General features: G+C 58.9%; 18 protein-coding genes. 13 read left to right on the top strand and 5 right to left on the bottom strand.

Features of this window, described 5'->3' with window-relative positions; all coding sequences use genetic code 11:
• Positions 1–17 precede the first annotated feature (17 nt).
• A complete protein-coding gene (locus V6P94_RS05235) occupies positions 18–443 on the top strand; it encodes a very short patch repair endonuclease (protein ID WP_405046749.1) in 426 nt (141 codons plus the stop codon).
• Here the strand turns inward: V6P94_RS05235 and V6P94_RS05230 are convergent.
• Positions 391–1,977, bottom strand: a complete 1,587-nt coding sequence (locus tag V6P94_RS05230) for a DNA cytosine methyltransferase (protein ID WP_338649065.1) — start codon at positions 1,975–1,977, stop codon at positions 391–393. The two genes, V6P94_RS05235 and V6P94_RS05230, sit on opposite strands and share 53 nt — an antisense overlap.
• Positions 1,978–2,181: 204 nt before the next feature.
• Between V6P94_RS05230 and V6P94_RS05225 the strand changes: the two genes are divergently transcribed.
• Positions 2,182–3,332, top strand: a protein-coding gene (locus tag V6P94_RS05225; protein WP_338649064.1) for an IS3 family transposase whose coding sequence is annotated in 2 segments (ribosomal slippage) — positions 2,182–2,416 and positions 2,416–3,332 — 1,152 coding nt in all. Because the reading frame shifts where the segments join, the coding sequence is not laid out codon by codon here.
• A 494-nt stretch (positions 3,333–3,826) separates the two neighbouring features.
• On the opposite strand, the gene V6P94_RS05220 is transcribed toward V6P94_RS05225, so the two are convergent.
• The 3 genes from V6P94_RS05220 to V6P94_RS05210 all read right to left on the bottom strand — a co-directional run bounded on the left by V6P94_RS05220 (position 3,827) and on the right by V6P94_RS05210 (position 7,836).
• A complete protein-coding gene (locus V6P94_RS05220; protein ID WP_326398583.1) occupies positions 3,827–6,262 on the bottom strand; it encodes a TonB-dependent siderophore receptor in 2,436 nt (811 codons plus the stop codon).
• Between the two features lie 102 nt (positions 6,263–6,364).
• Positions 6,365–7,333, bottom strand: coding sequence for a FecR domain-containing protein (locus V6P94_RS05215; protein ID WP_133075295.1), 969 nt, complete (start codon positions 7,331–7,333; stop codon positions 6,365–6,367).
• Complete coding sequence (locus V6P94_RS05210) at positions 7,330–7,836, bottom strand: sigma-70 family RNA polymerase sigma factor (RefSeq protein WP_219262869.1); 507 nt, start codon at positions 7,834–7,836, stop codon at positions 7,330–7,332. The genes V6P94_RS05215 and V6P94_RS05210 overlap by 4 nt, the downstream gene beginning before the upstream one ends.
• 462 nt (positions 7,837–8,298) lie before the next feature.
• On the opposite strand from V6P94_RS05210, the gene V6P94_RS05205 reads away from it, so the two are divergent.
• The 3 genes from V6P94_RS05205 (at position 8,299) to V6P94_RS05195 (ending at position 11,710) form a co-directional block, all read left to right on the top strand.
• Positions 8,299–9,297, top strand: coding sequence for an Abi family protein (locus V6P94_RS05205; RefSeq protein ID WP_326398584.1), 999 nt, complete (start codon positions 8,299–8,301; stop codon positions 9,295–9,297).
• A gap of 281 nt (positions 9,298–9,578) precedes the next feature.
• Positions 9,579–10,334, top strand: coding sequence for a response regulator transcription factor (locus tag V6P94_RS05200; RefSeq protein ID WP_338649063.1), 756 nt, complete (start codon positions 9,579–9,581; stop codon positions 10,332–10,334).
• Between the two features lie 32 nt (positions 10,335–10,366).
• The gene (locus V6P94_RS05195; RefSeq protein WP_405046748.1) at positions 10,367–11,710 is read left to right on the top strand and encodes an ATP-binding protein; all 1,344 of its coding nucleotides are present in this window, start codon (positions 10,367–10,369) and stop codon (positions 11,708–11,710) included.
• Here V6P94_RS05195 and V6P94_RS05190 read toward each other — a convergent pair.
• Entirely contained in the window at positions 11,694–13,661 is a 1,968-nt protein-coding gene (locus V6P94_RS05190) for a TonB-dependent receptor domain-containing protein (RefSeq protein ID WP_338649062.1), read from the bottom strand. The two genes, V6P94_RS05195 and V6P94_RS05190, sit on opposite strands and share 17 nt — an antisense overlap.
• 171 nt (positions 13,662–13,832) lie before the next feature.
• On the opposite strand from V6P94_RS05190, the gene V6P94_RS05185 reads away from it, so the two are divergent.
• From V6P94_RS05185 to pqqD, 8 genes are all read left to right on the top strand, one after another.
• Positions 13,833–14,285, top strand: a complete 453-nt coding sequence (locus tag V6P94_RS05185) for an Lrp/AsnC family transcriptional regulator (protein WP_019823049.1) — start codon at positions 13,833–13,835, stop codon at positions 14,283–14,285.
• A gap of 150 nt (positions 14,286–14,435) precedes the next feature.
• Positions 14,436–16,118, top strand: coding sequence for an NAD(P)/FAD-dependent oxidoreductase (locus V6P94_RS05180; RefSeq protein ID WP_133075290.1), 1,683 nt, complete (start codon positions 14,436–14,438; stop codon positions 16,116–16,118).
• Between the two features lie 211 nt (positions 16,119–16,329).
• Complete coding sequence (locus V6P94_RS05175; protein ID WP_133075289.1) at positions 16,330–17,124, top strand: nitrilase-related carbon-nitrogen hydrolase; 795 nt, start codon at positions 16,330–16,332, stop codon at positions 17,122–17,124.
• 39 nt (positions 17,125–17,163) lie between these two features.
• Positions 17,164–19,611 carry a pyrroloquinoline quinone biosynthesis protein PqqF gene (gene pqqF / locus V6P94_RS05170; protein ID WP_338649061.1) on the top strand — a complete coding sequence of 816 codons (2,448 nt, stop codon included), beginning with the start codon at positions 17,164–17,166 and terminating at the stop codon, positions 19,609–19,611.
• 153 nt (positions 19,612–19,764) lie between these two features.
• Positions 19,765–19,839, top strand: a complete 75-nt coding sequence (gene pqqA, locus V6P94_RS05165) for a pyrroloquinoline quinone precursor peptide PqqA (protein WP_003444522.1) — start codon at positions 19,765–19,767, stop codon at positions 19,837–19,839.
• A 96-nt stretch (positions 19,840–19,935) separates the two neighbouring features.
• Positions 19,936–20,847, top strand: a complete 912-nt coding sequence (gene pqqB / locus V6P94_RS05160) for a pyrroloquinoline quinone biosynthesis protein PqqB (RefSeq protein WP_338649060.1) — start codon at positions 19,936–19,938, stop codon at positions 20,845–20,847.
• A gap of 128 nt (positions 20,848–20,975) precedes the next feature.
• A complete protein-coding gene (gene pqqC, locus V6P94_RS05155) occupies positions 20,976–21,728 on the top strand; it encodes a pyrroloquinoline-quinone synthase PqqC (RefSeq protein ID WP_133075286.1) in 753 nt (250 codons plus the stop codon).
• The gene (gene pqqD / locus V6P94_RS05150; RefSeq protein WP_133075285.1) at positions 21,725–22,000 is read left to right on the top strand and encodes a pyrroloquinoline quinone biosynthesis peptide chaperone PqqD; all 276 of its coding nucleotides are present in this window, start codon (positions 21,725–21,727) and stop codon (positions 21,998–22,000) included. The genes pqqC and pqqD overlap by 4 nt, the downstream gene beginning before the upstream one ends.
• The last annotated feature ends 4 nt before the right edge of the window (positions 22,001–22,004 follow it).

Below are 22,004 nucleotides of genomic sequence, written 5' to 3'. Positions count from 1 at the left end.
CCCGCGCCCGGAGTCGCATGATGTCCGGGATACGCGGTAAAAATACGAAACCAGAAATTCTTGTGAGAAGGGCTCTCTTCAAATTCGGTTTCCGCTTTCGATTGCATCGGAAAGACTTGCCGGGTGCCCCCGACATTGTACTGCCGAAATGGAGGGTCGTAATCTTTGTACATGGTTGCTTTTGGCATCTACATCCCGGCTGCCCAAACGCGAGGGTTCCGGCCACTCGTACGGAATTCTGGGTGGCGAAGCTTGGCGCTAACGTCGAGAGGGATCGTCAAGCTCTTAACCGCTTGGCTGAGGCAGGGTGGAGAGTACTTGTCGTTTGGGAGTGCTTGACGAGAGATACAGGTGGGCTGGCCGCTCTGCCCGAAACTCTGTCCGAGTGGATCAGAGGTTCTGAGCGCTCTGGCGAACTTTGCCCGCCCGATATGAATCAATAACTGTCGCCACAATGGCCGCTATTTTTCGGGCTAGGAGCGGGGGAACTGCATTTCCGATCTGAGTGTACTGTTGCGTGGTGTTGCCTTCGAAAAAGTAATTGTCCGGGAAGGTCTGCAGCCTCGCAGCCTCACGTACCGTCAGACTGCGGCATTGGCTTGGGTCAGGGTGGATGTAGTAATGGCCATCTTTCGATATATGGGCAACTATCGTTGTTGATGGTCCATCAGCCATCTGGACTCTGAATCTGTCACTGAAGGGGACAGACTCGGATGTGACGTTTTCATGGGCAGGAAGAAACTGCTTGGGGAACTGCTGGATCTTTGGCGAGGTTCCATGAAGCTTTGCGTAACTAGCTGCATAAATATATCTATGCAGGTCGGAACGCATGTGACTTCGGGCTTTGTGCTGGAGCACCCCTTTCAGCCGGTGGTCTAGGTACCACTCCCGCTGTTTAGGTGTCATTTTGGTGACTGCGCTCCAGGGAATAAATTTTCCGCCACTCGAGCCAAGCCTTCCTGCGTCCGTCGCGGCTTTTTGCATTATTTCTAGCAAGTCTCCACTGCCTGCAACGTAATGCCGTAGCAGAAGTATGTGCGCTTCCTGTAACGCAGCAAGCCATGCTTCGAGAGAGTCTTTGCCTCGCGAAATCTCGCTCCGAAGGGGAGGCAACCCTGATAACGCTTGATCAACAGTGAAAGGCGCCTGACTACGTTCTAGAACAAGATTTTGCGGGCGCTCCAACAGTGCAGGACAAGTAGAGGCAACGTCCGCACGTACTCCAAATAAAATCACTCTGTGACGGGCTTGAGGAAGCCCATAGCGCTCGGCCTGAATCACAAAGTCATGAGGGTTGAGCTTGTCCACATCTTCAGGCACCACAAAAGACCGGATATGATAAGCCAGCCCCTCTGCGGGAGCAGACAGGTCGCTGAGAATTTGTTGAAAGATATGCGAGCCGCTGTGCTTGGAGGAGAGCATGCCCTTTACGTTTTCCATAACGAAAATCGTAGGTTTGAACTCTTGGATGATGCGCAGGTATTCCTTATAGAGGAAGTGCTTCTCGTCGCTTTCGAAAGCCTCTTGGCTCTCTTTCGTGCGGCGGGCTCGACCCGCTACGGAGTACGCCTGGCAGGGGGGGCCGCCAATTAACACCCAGTCCTGCGCGCCGTTCAAAGCGTCTCGGACCCACTGATCAACCTGCTCTGGCGCTACTTTTCCTAGCTCAACCTGTTTCGCTTCTCGCGAGGCTTCTATCGCTTCAGCTGGAATGCTTGGATGAGCAAAAAGCTCGTCGCGAGTTATCTCGCCGCGCACGTACTGATAGTAGGCCTCAGGAACCTCCCCTTTTGGGAAGGCGCGAAATAGCGCTCGAAGGGACAGTGTAGCGTGTGCAATAGCATCTTTCTCTATCGACACGCGGAGTCGAAATTTTTGCCTTCCCTTCTCACTGCCGCCAATGGAGGAAAATCCTTCTCCTAGTCCGCCCGGCCCTGCGAATAGGTCAATTACCGGGATAGATTCCTTATAATTCATTGAGTTAGCCGATGCGCCTGAAACGGGAGTGGGTGGCATTTTCTAGAGCTATGGAGATACTGCCTCCAGACCTTTAGGAAGGGAAAGATACCGCGGAATGGTACCGTTTCGCGAGGTTTCGGGCAAGAATTCAGGGGACAGCTGAATCGCCCCTAGTTTCGTAGACACCTCCAAGCCTTAAAATGAGGCCCATTAGGATGTGCCATGAGCAACCAGCGTTATCCCGAAGAATTCAAAATCCAGGCGGTCAACCAAGTGACCGAAAAACAGCTTCCTGTTTCAGAGGTGGCTGCGCGATTGGGCGTGTCCGTGCACAGCCTCTATGCCTGGATTAAGCGCTACACCAAGCCCCAGGAGCAGCGGGTTCAGGAAGACGATCAGAGTGCTGAGCTTCGCCGCCTACGTGCTGAGCTAAAGCGGGTGACGGAGGAGCGAGACATCTTAAAAAAGGCCGCCGCGTACTTTGCCAAGGAGTGCGGCTGAAGTACGCCTTTATTAAGCTGCTTTCGGGTGACTACTCCATTCGACGGCTTTGCCTGACGCTGAAGGTTCATCCCAGCGGCTACTACGCGTGGCTATCCGAACCAAAATCTGCGCACGCCAAGGAGGATCAACGACTGCTCGGTTTGATCAAGCATTCCTGGCTGGAAAGCGGTGATGTTTATGGCTATCGCAAGATCCATGATGACCTGCGCGAGGTTGGTGAGAGCTGTGGCCGCCATCGGGTGGCTAGGTTAATGCGCTTTGAAGGTTTGCGTTCTCAGACAGGGTACCGGCGGCGGCCAGGAAAATCTGGCGGTAAACCAGCGGTTGACTCACCAAACTTACTGAAGCGCCAGTTCGATGTCAGAGAGCCCAACAAAGTCTGGGTCACCGACATCACCTACATCCGAACCTATGAAGGCTGGCTGTACTTGGCCGTGGTGCTCGATCTGTTTTCACGCCAAGTCGTTGGCTGGTCAATGAAGTCACAAATGACTAGCGACTTGGCCATTGATGCACTGCTGATGGCCGTGTGGAGGCGTAAGCCGAGGCAGGAAGTAATGGTTCACTCTGATCAGGGCAGCCAGTACAGCAGCTCTGACTGGCGCAGCTTTTTAAAGGCCAACAACCTTATCGCGAGCATGATCCGTCGAGGTAACTGCCACGACAACGCCGTAGCTGAGAGTTTTTTCCAGCTGCTGAAACGGGAACGAATCAAGAGAAAAATCTATACCACGCGGCAAGATGCTCGTGGTGATGTGTTCGATTACATCGAGATGTTTTACAACCCAAAACGACGTCACAGTTTCAACAATCAGCTGTCACCGGTAGAGTTTGAAAAGCGCTACACAGCGAGCTTGGAGAGTGTCTAGAAAACCCGGGGCGATTCAAGCAACCATAATCGTACCTGCCAGATCCTCAGAAAAGGAGGGGATTTGTAGGGCACCTCAAAAGGCTAAACTACTTAGCAATACACGACTCAATCTTCGCCTTGTTTGCAATGCGGATGTAGTAGGCGACGGTGGAGCTTTAGGTGAATCTATCCCGGATCCACAACGCCCTGAAGGTACGCAAGCGGTACAGTGCTCAGATATTAAAGCTTTTGCTCAATTACGCTTAACACCCCGTACTACAGGACATCCAGCTATGCCAACCTACGTTCACCTACGAACGCTTTCTCTAGGCATACCAGTTCGCCCAGCAACTCATAATCCCTTGGTCGTAGGTTCGAGTCCTACTGGGCCCACCATACTCAAAGCCGCGCACTGCGCGGCTTTTGTGTTTCCGGGGTTTGGGATTTTGCTTTTCAAAACACCCTGAAAACCGCTTTCCGTCCACAAACCGTCCACACCCTTGATTCGCGGCATCAGAACGTTGGCGTGTATTTCACGCTGAACATTACGTTACGCGGATCACCGTAGTTGTTGTTGCCATTGAGCTGGTTATAGCCCGCAGTGAAGTAGGTTTTGTCGAACAGGTTGTTGGCGTTCATTGCCAGTTCGATCTCCGGCGTCATCTGGTAGCCGACACGGGCATTCCACACGGCGTAACCCGGCACGTTCACGGAGCTGTCATAGCCAATCGTATGGGTTTGAGCGGTGAAGCCAAGGCCCGTGCTCACGCGGCTCCAGTCACCGCTGAACTGGTAGTTGCTCCACACCCGCAGCATGTGTTTGGGCGTCCACCAACTGAAGATTTTGCCTTCGCTTTCCGGGTCTTTGAGGTATTTGGTGGTGTTGTAGGTGTAGCCCGCAAACAGTTGCAGGCTGTCGGTCACTTCACCGCTGATTTCAGCCTCGATCCCCTGGCTGCGCACTTTCCCTGACGCGATTGAGCAGTACCAACCGTCGCAGAGCTGGGGCGATTGCATGTCAGGGACGGCACGGTTTTCCTGGTCATAACGGAACACCGCCAGGGAGGTGTTGACCCGGCCGTCCATCAACTCACCCTTGATGCCGACTTCGTAGTTGCTGCCGATCACCGGCTTGAGCACAGGGCCCGTTACGGTGCGGGCAGTCTGTGGTTCGAAAACGTCGGTGTAGCTGGCGTAGACGGCCCACTCGCGGCTCAGGTCATAGACGATGCCTGCGTAAGGGGTGACTTGCCCGGTTTCGTTGGTGGTGCTGTCCGGGTTGGCGGTAATGCCGGACGCTTTCTGGGTCCAATACTTGTAGCTGTAGTCGTACCAACTGACCCGGGAACCCAGCACCAGGGTCAGGGAGTCGACCGGCTTGACTCGCCAACTGCCATAGAGCCCTTTTTGACGAATGTCATAGTTGCTCGGAGTGCCCTGCCCCCCTGGGGAATTAATCAGGCCTTCGTAGCTGATGTCAGGACGGTCATGGTCGATACCGAAAATAGTGTCAGTGCTGTCATTGAAAGTACGGGCGTATTGGTCGTCCGTGGTCAGCTTCGAGTAGTTACCACCGACCATGATCTCCTGCTGCATGGACCAGGCTTCGAATTTGCCGGTGAGGTTCATGTCCAGACCGATTTTGGTGGAGTCGAAGTCCGAGTAAAAATCGGCGTACTGCACGCCGCTGCCATCCGCGGCCAAGCCCTTGAGGGTGGATTGCACCCGCTGATTCTTGGCTATATTGCTCTCGGTCTGGCGCACGGCGCCGACCTTGAAAGCCCAGTCGTCGTTGAGTCTGTGCTCCAGATCGGCATAAAGGGTGGTGACATCGATCTGAGAGTGGTTCCACTTCGCGCCGGTGTAGGTGCTGCGCGGCAGATCGATTGCCTTGCTGTCAGCGTAACGCGGGAAGCCGCGAACCATCGGCCGTGATTCGCCGCTGGAGTGGCTGACCGCCAGGCCCAGGGTGGTGTCGTCACGCAAATCGAAGTCCAGGGCACCGTACAGCGAGGTGGTTTTACTCCAGGCGGAATCGACGAACGAGTGGCTGTCGTCCTGGTCGGCCACGAAGCGTCCACGGACCGTGCCGGTCTGGTTCAGCGGGCCGCCGGCGTCCAGTTGCAAGCCGTAATGATCCCAGGAGCCCGCCTTGCCGGTGAGGGTCACAGTGGGTGCGATCTGCCCGCGTTTGCGCACCAGATTCACCGCGCCACCAGGGCTGCCGGTGCCTTGCAGCAGACCGGATGCGCCACGCAGCACTTCCATGCGATCGAAGAAGATCAGGTCCTGGGTTGCCCAGTTGCCCAGTGCATAGGTGTTGCGCGGGATCGGTACACCGTCGTATTGCCAGTCGTCGATCTGGAACCCGCGCGAACTGAGGATCATGCCTTTGCCCACGCCCTGTGCGCCGACCAGTCCGGTGGTCTTGTTGGCCGCGTCCTTGAGGTCTGTCAGACCTTGATCGTCCAGCTGTTTGCGGGTCACTACCGTGATCGACTGCGGGATTTCCTTGAGGGTGTGGGTGCCCTTGCCGATGGTCACCGCCCGCGAGGTGTAGGAGCCAGAACCTTCGGTGGTGGCGTCGGTGCTGAGTTCAACGATGTTGGTAGCCCCCAGTTGCAGCGCGGCATTGCTGTCCATGACCGGCTCGACGCTGAAGTTGCCCTGGCCCGTCACTCGCAGTTGCAAGCCGCTGCCCGACAATGCCTGTTGCATCGCCTGCTCGGCGGGCATCTTGCCGACCACCGCAGGCGCCTGCTTGCCCTTTACCAGCGACGGCTCCAGCGAAACGATGTGTCCACTCTGGCTGGCAATGGCATTCAGGGTGCTGGCGAGCGGGCCGGACGGCAGATTGAAGGTCAGATCCTGCGCTTGCGCCAGAGTGGAACTGGCCAGCGCAGCCAGGGTGACGGCAACGCAAAGGGGATGGGGCCACGGGTTGAACACAGCGTTCTCCTGAAAATGTGAAAGTGTCAGGAGATAGGTGGGGCGAGAAATGAAAACCAGACACGAATGAGAGCGATTTTCAAAAATAACGCTTCAGCCGTGCTATTTCCCACGAATTAATGTCAACCAGGGGCTGTAGCGATCAACACGAATCGGCAGGGTTTCTGCCAGTGCCGCAAACACCCGATCCGGATTTTCTAGCGGGAATACCCCCTGGACACGAAGGTTGCGAACCTCGGGAGCCACCCGCACAAAGCCGCGACTGTAAGGGCGCAGTGCGTTGACGACTGCCTCCAGCGGATCGTCCAGCACGTTCAAGCGCCCGATCATCCAGTCAGCCCGATGATGTTGATCACCGGCGAGCGGAGCAATGTTGCCGGCTTGCATGACGGCTGACTGGCCTTCCTGCAAATCAATGCTGGTGCCGTCGAACAGCCGGACGTTGACCGAGTGCTGCAATACTACTACCCGCGTGGCGCCGTGTTCCTGGGCCACGAGGAATCGAGTCCCCAGTGCGCGAATTTCACCTTCTGCGGTGCGCACGCTCAGCGGACGAAGAGGATCGGCGGCGACCTGGATCACCAGCTCACCGTGGCGCAAAATCACCAGGCGGCGCTGGGTATCGAAGCGCAGGTCCACCGAACTCTCGGCATTCAGGCTCAGGCGACTGCCGTCGGCCAGGGTGAAGTCCTGACGCTGGCCGCGCCCGGTGTGCAGGTCAGCCAGCAGCGAGTCACCCCACGGGCTGCGCGCACCGACCCAGGTAGCCCCGCCGAGCAAGCCAAGCCCTGCAATTACCCTGAGCGCATCGCGGCGCGAAGCCTTGGGTTGGAGCAATAGTTGGCGCGCTTCTGCGGCCTGGCCGGGCACCCGTCGATCCAGTGTGCGAACGGCACCGAAGGAAGCACCCAGTCGCTCCTGCAAAGTGGCCCAGGCCTGGGCGTGGGCGGGATCGAGTACCAGCCAGGCATTGAAACGCTTCTGCAGCGACACATCCGGTTCGCCCGCACGCAGGCGCACCATCCAGTCGATCGCCTGCTCGCTGACGGGGTCAAGACGCCGCTTGCTCATGATGCACCTTCGCTCAGATAGCACTGACGCAAAGCCTGCTTCATGTAGCGGCTCACCGTGCGCTCGGACAGCTCAAGCTTGCGGGCAATCTCCACGTAGCTCAGGCCATCCAGCTGGCTGTAGAGGAAGGCCGCCTTGACCAGCATCGGCAGGCCGTCAATCGCCCGATCGATGGCCACCAGGGCTTCGATCAACAGCAATTGTTCTTCCGGGGACGGCGCCAGCGCTTCGGGCAACATGGACAGGCGTTCGAGGTAGGCCAACTCCAGCTTGCGCCGACGATGACGATCGAAGATCAGGCGTCGGGCAATGGTCGACAGGTAGGCACGGGGCTGCTCGATGGCGTCCGGGTCTACCCGTGCCACCAGTAACTGGCAAAACGTATCGGCAACCGTGTCCTCGGCATCGGCGTGATTGCGCAAATGCCGCTGGATATGGGACAGCAGCCAACGATGATGATCGCTGAAAAAAAAGCCCAACTTGCTGGTCGAAGGAGGTTGCACCGAGCGGCCCACCAGATGTAAGTGCGAATTATTCTCAATCTTACCCGCAGGACGTTCGCCACTTCAATACTTGGTTACAACTCCCCGGTCTGTAGAAAGCACGCGCCTAAACAGCCAGGCCAACCCCTGCAAAAATTTTACGCACCCTGCCCAAAACCGAGGAGGCCTATTGAATGCACAGTGCCATGGTCAACCTTGTCTCACCTTGGTTAAGCTACCGTCACTTGCGCATGACAAAGCCACGTTATCGCCCTGACAGGAAAACGGTGGGCTGAGGCGGGTTTTCAGGCATTCCAAACATCCTGTAACGCCCGGCGTCCGCTTATCACTGCCGTGCCAAATACCTTGCAAAACGGCACTACTATGCCTAATCTCCCCCCGCAACACACCCGCCATGCCTATGGTTGCTTCAGCAGCTAAGCACAAATTGTGCGGGTTTTTTATGCCCGGTAGCTTTTCAGCATGAAGCTTTTCAGCAAGCCCGCCATAGACATTCCTGCGCAACTGATCCTGCTCAAGCACCGCGGGCTCATCATTCAGGACGAAGCAAAAGCGCACTGCTTTCTCGAAGCAGTCAGTTTTTTCCGCCTGACACCTTACATGCGCTCTTTCCAGCTTTCGCACGATGCAGAGCACGGCTTCAGACCCGGGACTCGGTTGAAAGAGCTGACTCGTCTGTATGATTTCGACCGACGCCTGCGGCTGCTCGTTATCGATTCGATTGAACGGATTGAAGTCGCCACCAGGGCTGCCATCAGCAACCACATGGGGCCTCAACATGGGGCTCATTGGTATATGGATGCGCGCTTCTTCCAGCGTGATTATCGTCACCAAGTGCTGCTCGACAGTATTCGCAGCAAGCAGGAAAAAGCACGTCAGGACCATTTGCGTGAATGCCAGCGCATCGAAACTTCCCAGTCAACGGATACTCGCAAGGTAAAACTCAAGAACCTTCGAGCCAAGGAAAGCTATGCGCGCCATTACACACTGACCTACAACGCACCTGACCTCATGCCCGCTTGGGCCGCCATGGAAGAGATCACCCTTGGCGAGCTCTCGCACTTATTCAAAGGCCTGGCACGGGATGCCGACAAGAAAGCTATCGCCCGTCGCATGGCCCTGCACGGTCCACTGCTACAGTCCTGGCTGCACACCCTGACGACCATTCGCAATATATGCGCGCATCACGCACGACTATGGAATCGAGAACTGGGCATTCGTCCTGAACTCCCCAAAACGGTCAATTTCCTTTGGCCGCAATACCTGCAGAAGCCCGGACAGCACGCCCGAATGTTCACCGTGCTATGCATCCTCAATCTGCTGATGCGCCGGGTCAGCCCCCATACCAGCTGGGATACACGCTTACATGAGCTGCTGAGCGAGTTCCCCGAGATCAATCTGGCAGCAATGGGCTTCCCACCGAACTGGAAGAGCGACCCGTTCTGGAAAGCGCCTGACTGAGCGCGCCATGGACCTTCATTCAATCCTGCGAGCCGAGTAGCCGGTTTACTCGGCTCGCAAGCCAAACGCGGTCGCAAAACATCGCCCTGAACCTAAACGAACGAACGAACAGGACGTCATTTATACCCATCCCGGATTTTCAGAGCGTCATGCGGCCGATATTTCCGGGGTCAACGCCTCATCCCCATCACAAAAAACGTCATTGCCCCCCTCGGCAAAAAACAACTGAGAAGCATTAGTAGTATCATTGCCATCTGTTTCTCCCGGTGTTTCTACCCGCCATGACCCCCCTTCCCCCGAACACGGCGCCCTGCGTACTCATCGTCGACGACAGCCGCAAAATTCGCGAACCGCTGGCCGCGTACCTGCGCCGCCACACGTTTGATGTGCGCACGGCAGCGGACGCCGCGGGCATGTGGCAATTGCTCAAGCAACACGCCTTTGACGTGATCATTCTCGATGTGTCGTTACCCGATGGCGATGGCTTTGACTTGTGCAGCAGGCTGCATCGGCGCGCCGACACGCCGGTGATTCTGCTGACCGCCCGGGACACTTCGGCAGATCGGGTACGTGGCCTCGACCTGGGAGCAGACGACTATGTGACCAAACCCTTTGAACCGAGAGAGCTGGTTGCGCGGATCAACAGTGTGTTGCGTCGCCACCGTCCTGGCGCCGCGAAGCAGGTTGCATCGGCAAGCGCCCTGAAGATGAGCCCCTGTTATCGGTTCGCTGGCTGGCTGTATAACCCCAGTCACGCCACGCTGACCCGTGATCAAGGGGCGCAGATTGTGCTCAGCACGGTGGAAAGCAAACTGCTGCAGGTGTTTCTCGACCAACCCAATACGCTGCTGCCTCGCGAGCGCCTGATTGATCTCACGACCGCCACCGACAGCGATGTCAGCGACCGCGCCATCGACCGCCAGGTCAGTCGCCTGCGCCGCAAGCTGGCGTACAGCGCCGGGGAGCCCGAGTTACTGCGCACGGTCTGGGGCGGCGGTTATCTGTTTGCGGCCGATGTCACGTTGCAAGCGCCATGAATCGTCTGCGCGCCCTGTGGCCCCGCAAGATGCTGCATCAACTCAGTGCGTTGTTGTTGCTCGCGCTGCTCGCCTCCAATGTCATCGCCATCGTGTTTGTGCAACATACCGGCGCGTTGATCCATCCCCTGTCGCGCACCATGAGCCTTGAGCGATTGGTGACCGCCCATCATGTGGCCATGGAAGCCCAGGACGAGGTCTTCGACCGGCTGCTGGGGGCGATCACCAGCGCAGATGCACGTTTCTGGATCTCCACCCAGGCCGACGTCGAACCCTTTGCCATGCGTGCCGAAGAACAGCGAATGGCCAGCGCCCTGCGCGAGCAACTGCAACTGCCCCAGGACGTGCGCGTGGCCATGCAACTGGAACGGGTCAGTGGCGACCATGCCCGGGGGCGCGTGTTCAGCCCCGACGGCTGGGCCCCCCTGCGGCTGCGCAGCAGTATCGAATTGCCCGACGGCCGCTACCTCAACGCCCTGCAACATCCGGCAGGCGCCTACGAATGGGGAAATATGCTGGCGTACAGTCTGCCGGTGACGACCGTTCCGGTGCTGTTGATCGTGATGTTCTGCATCAGCCGCGTAGTGCGTCCGGTCAAGACCCTGGCCCAGGCCACCGAACGCGTCAGCCGCGGGGAATGGATTGCGCCACTGCCTCTGACCGGCCCACAAGAAGCACGTGACCTGACGGCGGCCTTTAACACCATGCAAGCCAATATCGCCCGCCATGTCGAAGGCCGTACCCGAATGCTCGCGGCGCTCAGCCACGACCTGAACACGCCCATCACTGAACTGCGGCTGCTGCTGGAACTGCTGGAAGAGAGCCCGGCCCGCGAGGACATGCTCGAAAGCCTGGATGAGTTGAGTGCGATGGTGGGCGCAACCCTCAACTTCGTTCGTGACGATGCCGTGCAGGAGCCCACGCTGACAATCGTGCTGAATGACATGCTGGAGGATCTGGCCAAGCGCTACCGACTCATGAAGCAGCCGGTCACCTGGTCAGGCTCGGCGCCGATCATGCTCACCTGCCGTCCCCTGGCGTTGAAGCGGGCCTTGACCAACCTGATCGACAACGCACTGCGTCACGCCGCAGATGCCACGTTGACGCTGTACCAGGAGGACCCCGGCACCCTGCGACTGGAAATTCTCGATCACGGCCAGGGCCTGCCGCAAGAATGGCTCAGCAAAGTGTTCGAGCCCTTCGTACAGTTTGGCGCCGCCGACGGTTCTCACAATGGCGGCATCGGCCTGGGCCTGGCCATCGCCCGCGCCTGCGTGCAAGCCCACGGCGGCGAACTGCTGCTGGAAAATCGACCGCCCGCCGGGTTGTGCGCCGTGGTCAGGCTGCCGATGGCCCTGGTCAGAAGTTCAGCGTAGCCCCCATCCACAAGGTGCGACCGTAGTTCACCGTGCCGTAGGTTTCGTCGTCCAGACGCTTGTCCGTCAGGTTGTTCAGTGAGCTGTTCAACGTGATCGAGTCTGTGAGTTCGTAAGAGCCGCCGATATCAGCCGTGGTGTAACCCGGTGCAGGCACGTCAGCCAGGGTGTTGCCGGTTTCTTCACCGTAATAGCTGACGGACGCCCAGGCCTGGGCACGGTCCGTCACCACCCACTCGCCGCGCACGTTGGCTTTCTGTTTGGGCGTCAACGCCAGTGGGGCGCCGGCGTTGGCGCCGCTTTTCTGTTCAGAGTCGGTGTAGGTGTAGTTGGCCTTGAGCAAGACGCTGTCGCTGACATCCCATTGACCGGTCAGCTCAACGCCCTGGATCACGGCCTTGTCGACATTGACGCGATCCATGACGATGTAGCCATTCCATCGCTCATCAGTGGTGACGGTAGAGAGTTTGTCTTTGAAGTCGTTGTAAAACACCGTCGCGCCTGCCGACAAATTGTCGCGATTGGACCACAGCGCGGACATTTCGTAGTTGGTGCTCGACTCGGGCTTGAGGTCCGGGTTGCCAAACATCACGAAGCGATTGCGGCGCAGGTAGGCGTAGTCCTTGACCACGGCACGCAGCTCCGGCGCCTTGAAGCCACGGGCGATGCCGCCCTTGAGGGTCCAGTTGTCGGTTGCGCGCCACACCCCGTAGATTCGCGGATTGGCGTGGGTGCCGTACTGTTCGTGGTGGTCCAGGCGCAATCCTGTGGTCAGGGCAAAGGTATCGGTCATCGCCCATTCGTTTTCGGCAAACACGGCCTTCTGTACCACTGAGAACTCGTAATCGACGCGATCACCCAGGCCCTGGTTCCAGTCGGTCAGCTGGCTTTCATTCCACTGCACGCCGACGGTGCTGACATTGTGCGCAGTCGGCACCACCAGTTTGGCGTCAAACACCGTGCTCTTGATCTCGGGCTTGCGGCCGTAGATATCCGTTTGCGCAGGTGTCGCCTTGCCCTCGCGGCTGGACGTTTCCTGGAACAACGCCATGTCCGACGTCGCCCAGCCCCAGCGCCCCTGGTGTGACAGCGACCAGTGATCGCGATTGTTCTCTTGTTCGCGGGTGGCCCAGTTTGCGCTCACGCCATCGCCGTTCTTGAGGCGCGTGGCGCCCGCTTCCAGCAGGATGTCGTGGTCGACTGTCGGGGTGAATGCCAGCCGCGCGGTCAGGTCACGATGATCGGCATTGCTGAAACCATTGGTTTGCTCGATGTCGTCGTCCGCCTGGCGGTCCAGATAACGGCCCCAGACCTGCAAACCGAGAAAATCCTCGCGCAGCGGACCACTGAGGTAGAACTGTGTCTGGCGGGCATTCCCCTGGTCGCTGTGCTGGCGCGCCGAGTAGTCGTAGCCCACAGAGCCGCCCCACTGGGGCGACACTTTGCGGGTGATCACGTTAATCACCCCGCCAATGGCATCCGAGCCATACAGCGATGACATCGGCCCTCGAACCACCTCGATGCGCTCAATGGCCGCGGCTGGCGGCACGAAGCTCTGCTCATAACCGCTGTTGCCGTTGACCCGCGACTCACGGGCGCTCTGGCGTTTGCCATCGACCAGAATCAGGGTGTAATCGGCTGGCATGCCACGAATGGAGATATCCGTCTCATTGGCCCCGCCGTTGACCACTACACCTTCAACGTCACGCACGGCGTCGCCCAGGTCCCGATAGGATTTGCGCCGAAGCGTCTCCCCATCAATCACCGTGATCGAGGCGGGCGCATCCTCGATGCTCTGCTCGTAACCGGAAGCCGTAACGACCATTTCATCAAGGGTCAGTGCTTGCGGATCTGCCGCCTGGGCAGAAGTCCCCAGCGTGCAGGATGCGCCTGCAGCCAAGGCCAGACGAACCCACAGGGGCAATGGGTGAAAGCGAAGAGACGAATGCATGAAGCGTCCTTATGATTCAACTTAAAAGAGAATCGTAATCATCTACACCCCTGTAGATTGGACAAAGTGTGACAACCCCCGGCGCTCACTCTTAAAATCCGCCCGCCAGCAAAGTGGTGCCGCAGCCCTGTACCATGACCGCCCACCACGCCCATGCCTTTGGAGCTTCACGTGCCTGATACCCGCCCTCCCGCGCTGGATGAAATCGACCGCCAATTGATTGCGGCCTTGCAGCTCAATGCACGGGAAAGCGTTGCGATGCTGGCTCGCCAGTTGGGAATTGCGCGCACCACCGTGACATCTCGGCTGGCACGACTGGAGAAAACGTCGGTGATCACCGGTTACGGGGTTCGCCTGGGGCAGCGCTTGATTGATGGCGGTTTGCAGGCTTATGTCGGGATTACCGTACAGCCACGCTCAGGCAAAGAGGTGGTCCGGCGCTTGAGCGCAATGGCCCAGGTGCAGCAACTGTGCGCGGTCAGTGGCGAGTTCGATTACGTGGCCTGGCTGCGCAGTGATTCTCCCGAGCAACTGGACCAATTGCTCGACCAGATCGGCAGCGTCGAGGGCGTCGAGAAAACCACCACCTCCATCATCCTCAGCAGCAAAGTTGATCGCGGATAAGTCACTTCGACTGCCAGCTTCGTCACATTGACTAAACAAAAGCCATAACGACGACAGTTTGCGTCTTATTACCGTGTTCCACGCTCCCTATCATGGTGCCTGTCTTTTCCTATACTCAACGTTATGCGTGAGTCGCCAGCAAGGTCAGCCATGAACAAGAATAATCGCCACCCTAACGACGGCAAAAAACCCATCACCATCTTCGGCCCGGACTTTCCGTTTGCCTTTGATGACTGGATCGAACACCCGGCGGGCCTGGGCAGCATCCCGGCACACAAGCTTGGAGCTGAGGTGGCGATTGTCGGCGCCGGGATGGCCGGGATGGTGGCGGCTTATGAGCTGATGAAACTGGGTCTCAAACCCGTGGTGTATGAAGCGTCGAAGATGGGCGGACGTCTGCGCTCGCAAGCCTTTGAGGGCAGCGAAGGGGTTATCGCCGAACTCGGCGGCATGCGTTTCCCTGTGTCTTCCACGGCGTTTTATCACTACGTCGACAAGCTGGGCCTGGAGACCAAACCCTTCCCCAACCCGCTGACGCCCGCTTCGGGCAGCACCGTGATTGACCTTGAAGGCCAGACTTTCTACGCACAAAAACTGGCGGACCTGCCTGCGCTGTTTCAGGAAGTGGCCGATGCCTGGGCGGACGCACTGGAAGCGGGCTCGCGCTTTGGCGATATTCAGCAGGCCATCCGCGACCGAGACGTGCCTCGCCTGAAAGAGCTGTGGAACACCCTGGTTCCCCTGTGGGACGACCGCACGTTCTACGACTTCGTCGCCACGTCCAAGGCCTTCGCCAAGCTGTCGTTCCAGCACCGCGAAGTGTTTGGCCAGGTGGGGTTCGGCACCGGTGGCTGGGACTCCGACTTCCCCAACTCGATGCTCGAGATTTTCCGTGTGGTGATGACCAACTGCGACGATCACCAACACCTGGTGGTTGGCGGTGTTGAGCAAGTACCCCTGGGGATCTGGCGTCACGCGCCCGAGCGCTGCGCCCATTGGCCTGCTGGCACCAGTCTGAGTTCGCTCCACCACGGCGCACCACGTACCGGGGTCAAGGCCATCTCTCGTTCAGAGGACGGGATGTTTTCCGTCACCGACATACTCGGGGTGACTCGTCCATATGAAGCGGTGCTGGTGACCTGTCAAAGCTGGCTGCTGACCACCCAGATCGAATGTGAAGAGTCGCTGTTCTCCCAAAAAGTGTGGATGGCACTGGACCGTACACGCTACATGCAATCCTCCAAAACCTTTGTCATGGTCGACCGCCCGTTCTGGAAAGACAAAGACCCCGAGACTGGCCGTGACCTGATGAGCATGACTCTCACCGATCGCCTGACCCGCGGCACTTACCTGTTCGACAACGGTGACGACAAGCCGGGGGTGATTTGCCTGTCGTACTCGTGGATGAGCGATGCGCTGAAAATGCTCCCGCACCCGGTGGAAAAGCGCGTGAAGCTGGCCCTCGATTCGTTGAAAAAGATTTACCCCAAAGTGGACATCGCCAGCCGCATCATCGGCGATCCGATCACGGTGTCGTGGGAAGCCGACCCGCACTTTCTGGGTGCCTTCAAGGGCGCACTGCCGGGGCATTACCGTTACAACCAGCGCATGTACGCGCACTTCATGCAGCAGGACATGCCCGGCGAACAGCGGGGGATCTTTATCGCTGGCGACGACGTGTCGTGGACCCCGGCCTGGGTGGAAGGTGCAGTACAGACTTCATTGAACGCGGTGTGGGGCATCATGACCCACTTTGGCGGCAGTACCCACGCGGCCAACCCCGGGCCGGGCGATGTGTTCCACGAAATCGGCCCGATTGCATTGCCGGATTGATCCCTGTGGGAGACCTCAAACCGCTTTCGTAGCCGTTGCCGAAGGCTACGTCCGATTGCGTAGCAATCGTAAAATCCAAGTCCCAGATCCATCTGTCTCACCGCAGTACCTGGATTTACGACGACTGCGTCGCCGGACGCAGCCTTCGGCAGTTGCTACGAAATTTGTCAGCGGCAGTTTCAACGGGAAATTTGACCACCAGGAGAACCCCATGCGCGTCGCCCTTTACCAATGCACGCCTCTGCCCCTGGATGTCGCGGGCAATCTGCAGCGCTTGAATGACATTGCACGGCAAGCCGAAAACATCGACCTGCTGGTTCTACCCGAAATGTTCCTCACGGGCTACAACATCGGCGCCCAGGCCGTGGCCAGACTCGCGCAAACCCACGACGGCGACGCCGCCAGACAGATTGGTGAACTGGCAAAAGCCACTGGCATGGCCATTGCCTACGGCTACCCCGAACGCGGTGCAGACGGGCAGATCTACAACAGCGTGCAGTTGATCGACGCCCACGGCAAAAGCCTGTGCAACTACCGTAAAACCCACCTGTTCGGCGAACTCGATCACTCGATGTTCAGCAAAGGCCCCGATTCATTCCCGGTCATCGAACTCAATGGCTGGAAGCTTGGCCTGCTGATTTGCTACGACCTTGAATTCCCGGAGAACACCCGCCGCCTGGCGCTGGCCGGTGCCGAGTTGATTGTGGTACCCACCGCCAATATGGCGCCCTACGACTTCATCGCCGATGTCACGGTGCGCTGCCGCGCCTTCGAGAACCAGTGCTATGTGGCCTACGCCAACTATTGCGGGCATGAAGGCGAGATCCATTACTGCGGCCAAAGCAGTATCGCCGCGCCCGACGGCAAGCAAATAGCGCTGGCCGGGCATGAGCAAAGCCTGCTGATTGCGACCTTGCAACGTCAGCAACTGGCGGATGCCAAAACCGGGAATTTTTACCTGGCGGACCGTCGCCCCGAACTTTATCGCGAGCTGAGCAAGCGCTAAATCCGCTAGCATGAGCGCATCTCTGTTCCGGAAGTGCCCATGCCTGCGCTGAATCACCCTCACCCCCAACGTCAGACACTTGAAAACGGTCTGACCCTCTGCGTGCGCCATGAGCCGCGCCTCAAGCGCTGTGCGGCCGTTATACGGGTTGCCGCAGGCAGCCACGATGTGCCCGCAGCGTGGCCCGGCCTCGCGCATTTCCTGGAGCACTTGCTGTTTCTGGGCACCGCGCGCTTCCCGGCGGCAGATAACCTGATGGCTTACGTGCAGCGCCACGGCGGCCAGGTCAATGCCAAAACCTGCGAGCGACATACCGACTTCTTTTTCGAGCTGCCACCGGCCGCCTTTGACGGCGGGCTTGAGCGTTTGTGCGACATGCTCGCCCATCCGCGCATGGCTCTGGATGACCAGCTTCGCGAACGTGAAGTGCTGCACGCCGAATTTATCGCCTGGGCCCGCGAAACGTCTGCCCAGCGGGAGATGAAGTTATTTCAGCCACTGAACCCTGCTCATCCGCTGCGGGCATTCCATGCAGGCAACCGTTACAGCCTGCCCGTGCCGCGCGCAAGCTTTCGGCAAGCCCTGGAAGACTTTTACCAAGGGTTCTATCAGACCGGGCAAATGACCTTGAGTCTGAGCGGTCCGCAATCAACCCAAGACTTGATCGTCCTGGCTGAACGTTGCAGCGCTGTGTTGCGCCCAGGCGACACCCTGCTGCAGGCTTGCCCGCCAGCGCTGCTGACCGGCGTTGAACCCCAGTATCAACACATGGACGGCCCGTCCCTGAGCCTGATGTTCGCCTTGGAACAGTTGCCGCCAGAGTCCGCCCAGGCCCTGGATTTTCTGTGCCACTGGATCAACGCAGACAAGCCCGGCGGCCTGCTCGCACAATTACGCGAACAGGGGTTGGTCGACACCCTGAAAGCCACACCGCTCTATCACTTCAAGAGCCAGGCACTGCTGCAGATCGAGTTCAAAGCCACCACCGATATTGCCCCGCAGGCCATGCAGATTCGCGACACGTTCCATGACTGGCTGGCGTTCTTCAGCGCACAGCAGGACTGGCCCACGCTGCGTGAGGAGTTCCACCTTCTGCAGCAGCGTCAGCAAGACGTCAGTGGCGCGCTGGAACTGGCCCGCCGTGATTGCGAGCAACGTGCCCCCGGCCTGTCGGATCAGGGCGTAATAACCCTCAAGGCTGTGCTCGAGCAGATACAACCTGCGCCCATGCCGTCATCGCAACAGGCCTGGCATTTGCCTGCACCCAATCCGTATCTGCACGCGGCGAAAGAGCCGGTCAGCGCCGGCCTGATTCGCGGACAAACCAGCGCTCACCGTGGCTTGCGTACTTTTGCCCAGGACCGCTTGCGCACTCGCCGCGACGTGTCTGCCATGAGTTTCAGCACCGCAGTGCCCAGTCACAGCGGCGAAGCGGCGATTTACCTGCGCTGGCGTCTGCCCGCAAAGCCAGCTGACGATCTGCCGGCGTCACTGGAAAACAGCCTGCGCTCGCTGATACTCGATGCCAGACAGGCTGGGGTTGAAGTGTCGCTCAATGGGTCAGGCAATGACTGGCTGCTGAAAATGTCCGGTTTCCACGAGCCAATGCCCGCCATTCTCGAGCACGCGCTGCGTGTGCTCAGCGCACCATCGGCCAAGCCTCCGGGCAACCTGTCCCCTGGCGCCACCTTGATGCCGATTCGCCAACTGATCAAACGCCTGCCCGAGCTGTGCCAGCCAGCCAGCGAGTCTGCACTCAACGATCTGCAACACGACTGGTCCAAGGCGCACTGGGACGGCTTGGCTGTCGGCCTGCCCGCCGCCACGCAGGCCTTGATCACACCTGTACTGCACAAGGTTCCCGGCACACCGGATGCGCATCTGGCGCAGCATGGCGAGCAGCCAGCCCAACGCCATTGGCACACCGAAGCCTGTGATTCCAGCGAACACGCGCTCATCCTGTTTTGCCCGACCCCCGAGGCAACGCTGGCTGACGAAGCCGCCTGGCGCATGCTCGCCCAAGTGATGCAAACCCCGTTTTATCAACGCCTGCGGGTCGAGTTGCAATTGGGTTATGCCGTGTTCAGCGGCCTGCGCCAAATCAATGGTCAAACCGGGCTGCTGTTCGGGGTGCAATCGCCTCACACCTCAACGACGCAGATCTTTGAGCACATCCAGAATTTCCTCGTGGATTTGCCGGAATTGATCTCGACGCTGGATGAAATATCTTTCACCCAAGCCCGTACTGCCTTGGCACAACAATTCTCGACCGAGGCCCTGGGGGTGTTCCAGGCCGGTGAATTGTTATGGCAAGCCAAACTGGCGGGCCACCCGTCGGATTACCTGACAGCCCTCTACACAGCACTTATGGCGCTGGATCAAGGCACTACACTGAAGGCGGCCGAGCACATTAACTCGCCGCAAAGCCGTTGGTTATGCTTGGCCACAAGCCCGGAGACTGAAACGTTTTATCAAGGGAGAAGCTGATCGTTACCAACCACGTAACGGGCTTTCTTCGACATTGAGCGTTCAAAAACCGTCAAATTTAGTAACATAGTCACCTAAGCGTTTGAACAACTCCCTCGGGAGCTGGACTAATCAAGAGACACCCATTCACCCACTCACTGAAGGAGTCACCTCATGGCTTGGACTAAACCTGCTTACACCGATCTGCGCATTGGCTTTGAAGTCACCATGTACTTCGCAAGCCGTTGATCTGCCCGGCCTCTTGAGTAAAAGAGCCCAGCAGAGCAGCCCAACGCCTCGGTTCGCCGGGGCGTTTTTATTTTCAGCATCGCAAGAGAACACGCCATGTTCGTCCAGATTCTAGGCTCCGCCGCTGGCGGTGGATTCCCGCAGTGGAACTGCAACTGCGTCAACTGCGCGGGTTTTCGTGATGGCACCCTGCGTGCCACCGCCCGCACTCAGTCCTCCATTGCGATTTCCGATGACGGTGTGAACTGGGTGCTGTGCAACACCTCGCCCGATATTCGTGCGCAACTGCAAAGCTTCGCCCCGATGCAGCCGGGCCGCGCCCTGCGTGATACCGGGATCAGCGCGATCATCCTGATGGACAGCCAGATCGATCACACCACCGGCCTGCTCAGCCTGCGCGAAGGTTGCCCCCATGATGTGTGGTGCACCGACATGGTCCACGAAGACCTGAGCACAGGCTTCCCGCTGTTCACCATGCTCAAGCACTGGAACGGTGGCCTGAACTGGAACCGTATCGAGCTTGAAGGCTCGTTCACCATCCCGGCCTGCCCCAACCTGCGTTTCAGCCCGCTGCCGTTGCGCAGTGCGGCGCCGCCGTATTCGCCACACCGTTTCGACCCGCAACCGGGCGACAACATTGGCCTGATCGTCGAAGACCTGCGCACCGGCGGCAAACTGTTCTACGCCCCGGGGCTGGGCAAAGTCGATGCACCGTTGCTGGACATCATGGCGGGCAGCGATTGCCTGCTGGTGGACGGCACGATGTGGGACGACGACGAGATGCAACGTCGTGGCGTCGGCACCCGCACTGGCCGCGAGATGGGCCACCTGGCGCAAAATGGCCCCGGCGGCATGCTCGAAGTGCTTGAGCAACTGCCCGGGCAGCGCAAAGTCCTTATCCACATCAACAACACCAATCCGATCCTCGACGAAGACTCCGCCGAGCGTGCCGAACTGGCCCGCCGGGGCGTTGAAGTCGCCTTTGATGGCATGAGTATCGAGTTGTAAAAGCTGAACCTTGTAGTCGCTGCCGAAGGCTGCGAAGGGTTGCGCAGCAACCCGTTTTCTCGAAGACCCTGCGGTCCATATCGCAGCCTGCGGCAGCGACTACATAGAATACTTTCCGGAGGCACCAGATGACCCAAGCCCCACTCTCCACCGCCGAATTCGAGGCCGCGCTGCGTGCCAAAGGCGCTTATTACCACATCTACCACCCCTATCAGGTGGCGATGTACGAAGGCCGCGCGACCCGCGAGCAGATTCAGGGCTGGGTCGCCAACCGCTTCTACTATCAGGTCAATATTCCGCTCAAGGACGCCGCCATCCTGGCCAACTGCCCGGACCGCGAAGTGCGCCGCGAGTGGATTCAGCGCCTGCTAGACCACGACGGAGCCCCCGGCGAAGACGGCGGCATCGAGGCCTGGCTGCGTTTGGGCCAGGCCGTCGGCCTGGACCCGGACCAACTGCGATCCCAGGAACTGGTACTGCCCGGCGTGCGCTTCGCGGTGGACGCCTACGTCAACTTCGCCCGCCGCGCCAGTTGGGAGGAAGCCGCCAGCAGCTCGCTGACCGAGATGTTCGCGCCGCAGATCCATCAGTCGCGCCTGGACAGTTGGCCCCAGCACTATCCGTGGATCGACCCGGCCGGCTACGAGTACTTCCGCACCCGCCTGGGCCAGGCTCGGCGCGACGTGGAGCACGGGCTGGCGATTACCCTGCAGCACTACACCACCTACGAAGGCCAGCAGCGCATGCTGGAAATTCTGCAGTTCAAACTCGACATTCTTTGGAGCATGCTCGATGCCATGACCATGGCCTACGAGCTTGACCGCCCGCCGTACCACAGCGTGACCCGCGAACGTGTCTGGCATAAAGGAATCACCCTATGAGCTTTGATCGCAGCAAAGTCCCGACCTGGCGCACCGGCTACCGTTTTCAGTACGAACCGGCGCAAAAAGGCCACGTGCTGCTGTACCCCGAAGGCATGATCAAACTCAATGACAGTGCCGCACTGATTGGCGGCCTGATCGACGGCCAGCGCGATGTCGCGGCCATCATTGGCGAACTGGACAAACAGTTCCCCGGCGTACCCGAGCTCGGTGCAGACATCGAGCAATTTATGGAGGTCGCTCGTGCAGAGCACTGGATCGAACTCGCCTGACAGC

Origin of the sequence: Pseudomonas sp. ML2-2023-3, assembly GCF_037055275.1 — a bacterium.
In the GTDB taxonomy this organism is placed as follows: Bacteria; Pseudomonadota; Gammaproteobacteria; order Pseudomonadales; family Pseudomonadaceae; genus Aquipseudomonas.
This window is presented reverse-complemented; position numbering and strand designations above follow the sequence as displayed.

What these genes read in the sequence shown, in the direction of transcription:
- V6P94_RS05235 (WP_405046749.1), top strand. Translation starts at nt 18, where the DNA reads ATGATGTCCGGGATACGCGGTAAAAATACGAAACCAGAAATTCTTGTG.
- V6P94_RS05230 (WP_338649065.1), bottom strand. Translation starts at nt 1,977, where the DNA reads ATGAATTATAAGGAATCTATCCCGGTAATTGACCTATTCGCAGGGCCG.
- V6P94_RS05215 (WP_133075295.1), bottom strand. Translation starts at nt 7,333, where the DNA reads ATGAGCAAGCGGCGTCTTGACCCCGTCAGCGAGCAGGCGATCGACTGG.
- V6P94_RS05205 (WP_326398584.1), top strand. Translation starts at nt 8,299, where the DNA reads ATGAAGCTTTTCAGCAAGCCCGCCATAGACATTCCTGCGCAACTGATC.
- V6P94_RS05200 (WP_338649063.1), top strand. Translation starts at nt 9,579, where the DNA reads ATGACCCCCCTTCCCCCGAACACGGCGCCCTGCGTACTCATCGTCGAC.
- V6P94_RS05190 (WP_338649062.1), bottom strand. Translation starts at nt 13,661, where the DNA reads ATGCATTCGTCTCTTCGCTTTCACCCATTGCCCCTGTGGGTTCGTCTG.
- V6P94_RS05180 (WP_133075290.1), top strand. Translation starts at nt 14,436, where the DNA reads ATGAACAAGAATAATCGCCACCCTAACGACGGCAAAAAACCCATCACC.
- V6P94_RS05175 (WP_133075289.1), top strand. Translation starts at nt 16,330, where the DNA reads ATGCGCGTCGCCCTTTACCAATGCACGCCTCTGCCCCTGGATGTCGCG.
- pqqF (WP_338649061.1), top strand. Translation starts at nt 17,164, where the DNA reads ATGCCTGCGCTGAATCACCCTCACCCCCAACGTCAGACACTTGAAAAC.
- pqqB (WP_338649060.1), top strand. Translation starts at nt 19,936, where the DNA reads ATGTTCGTCCAGATTCTAGGCTCCGCCGCTGGCGGTGGATTCCCGCAG.
- pqqC (WP_133075286.1), top strand. Translation starts at nt 20,976, where the DNA reads ATGACCCAAGCCCCACTCTCCACCGCCGAATTCGAGGCCGCGCTGCGT.
- pqqD (WP_133075285.1), top strand. Translation starts at nt 21,725, where the DNA reads ATGAGCTTTGATCGCAGCAAAGTCCCGACCTGGCGCACCGGCTACCGT.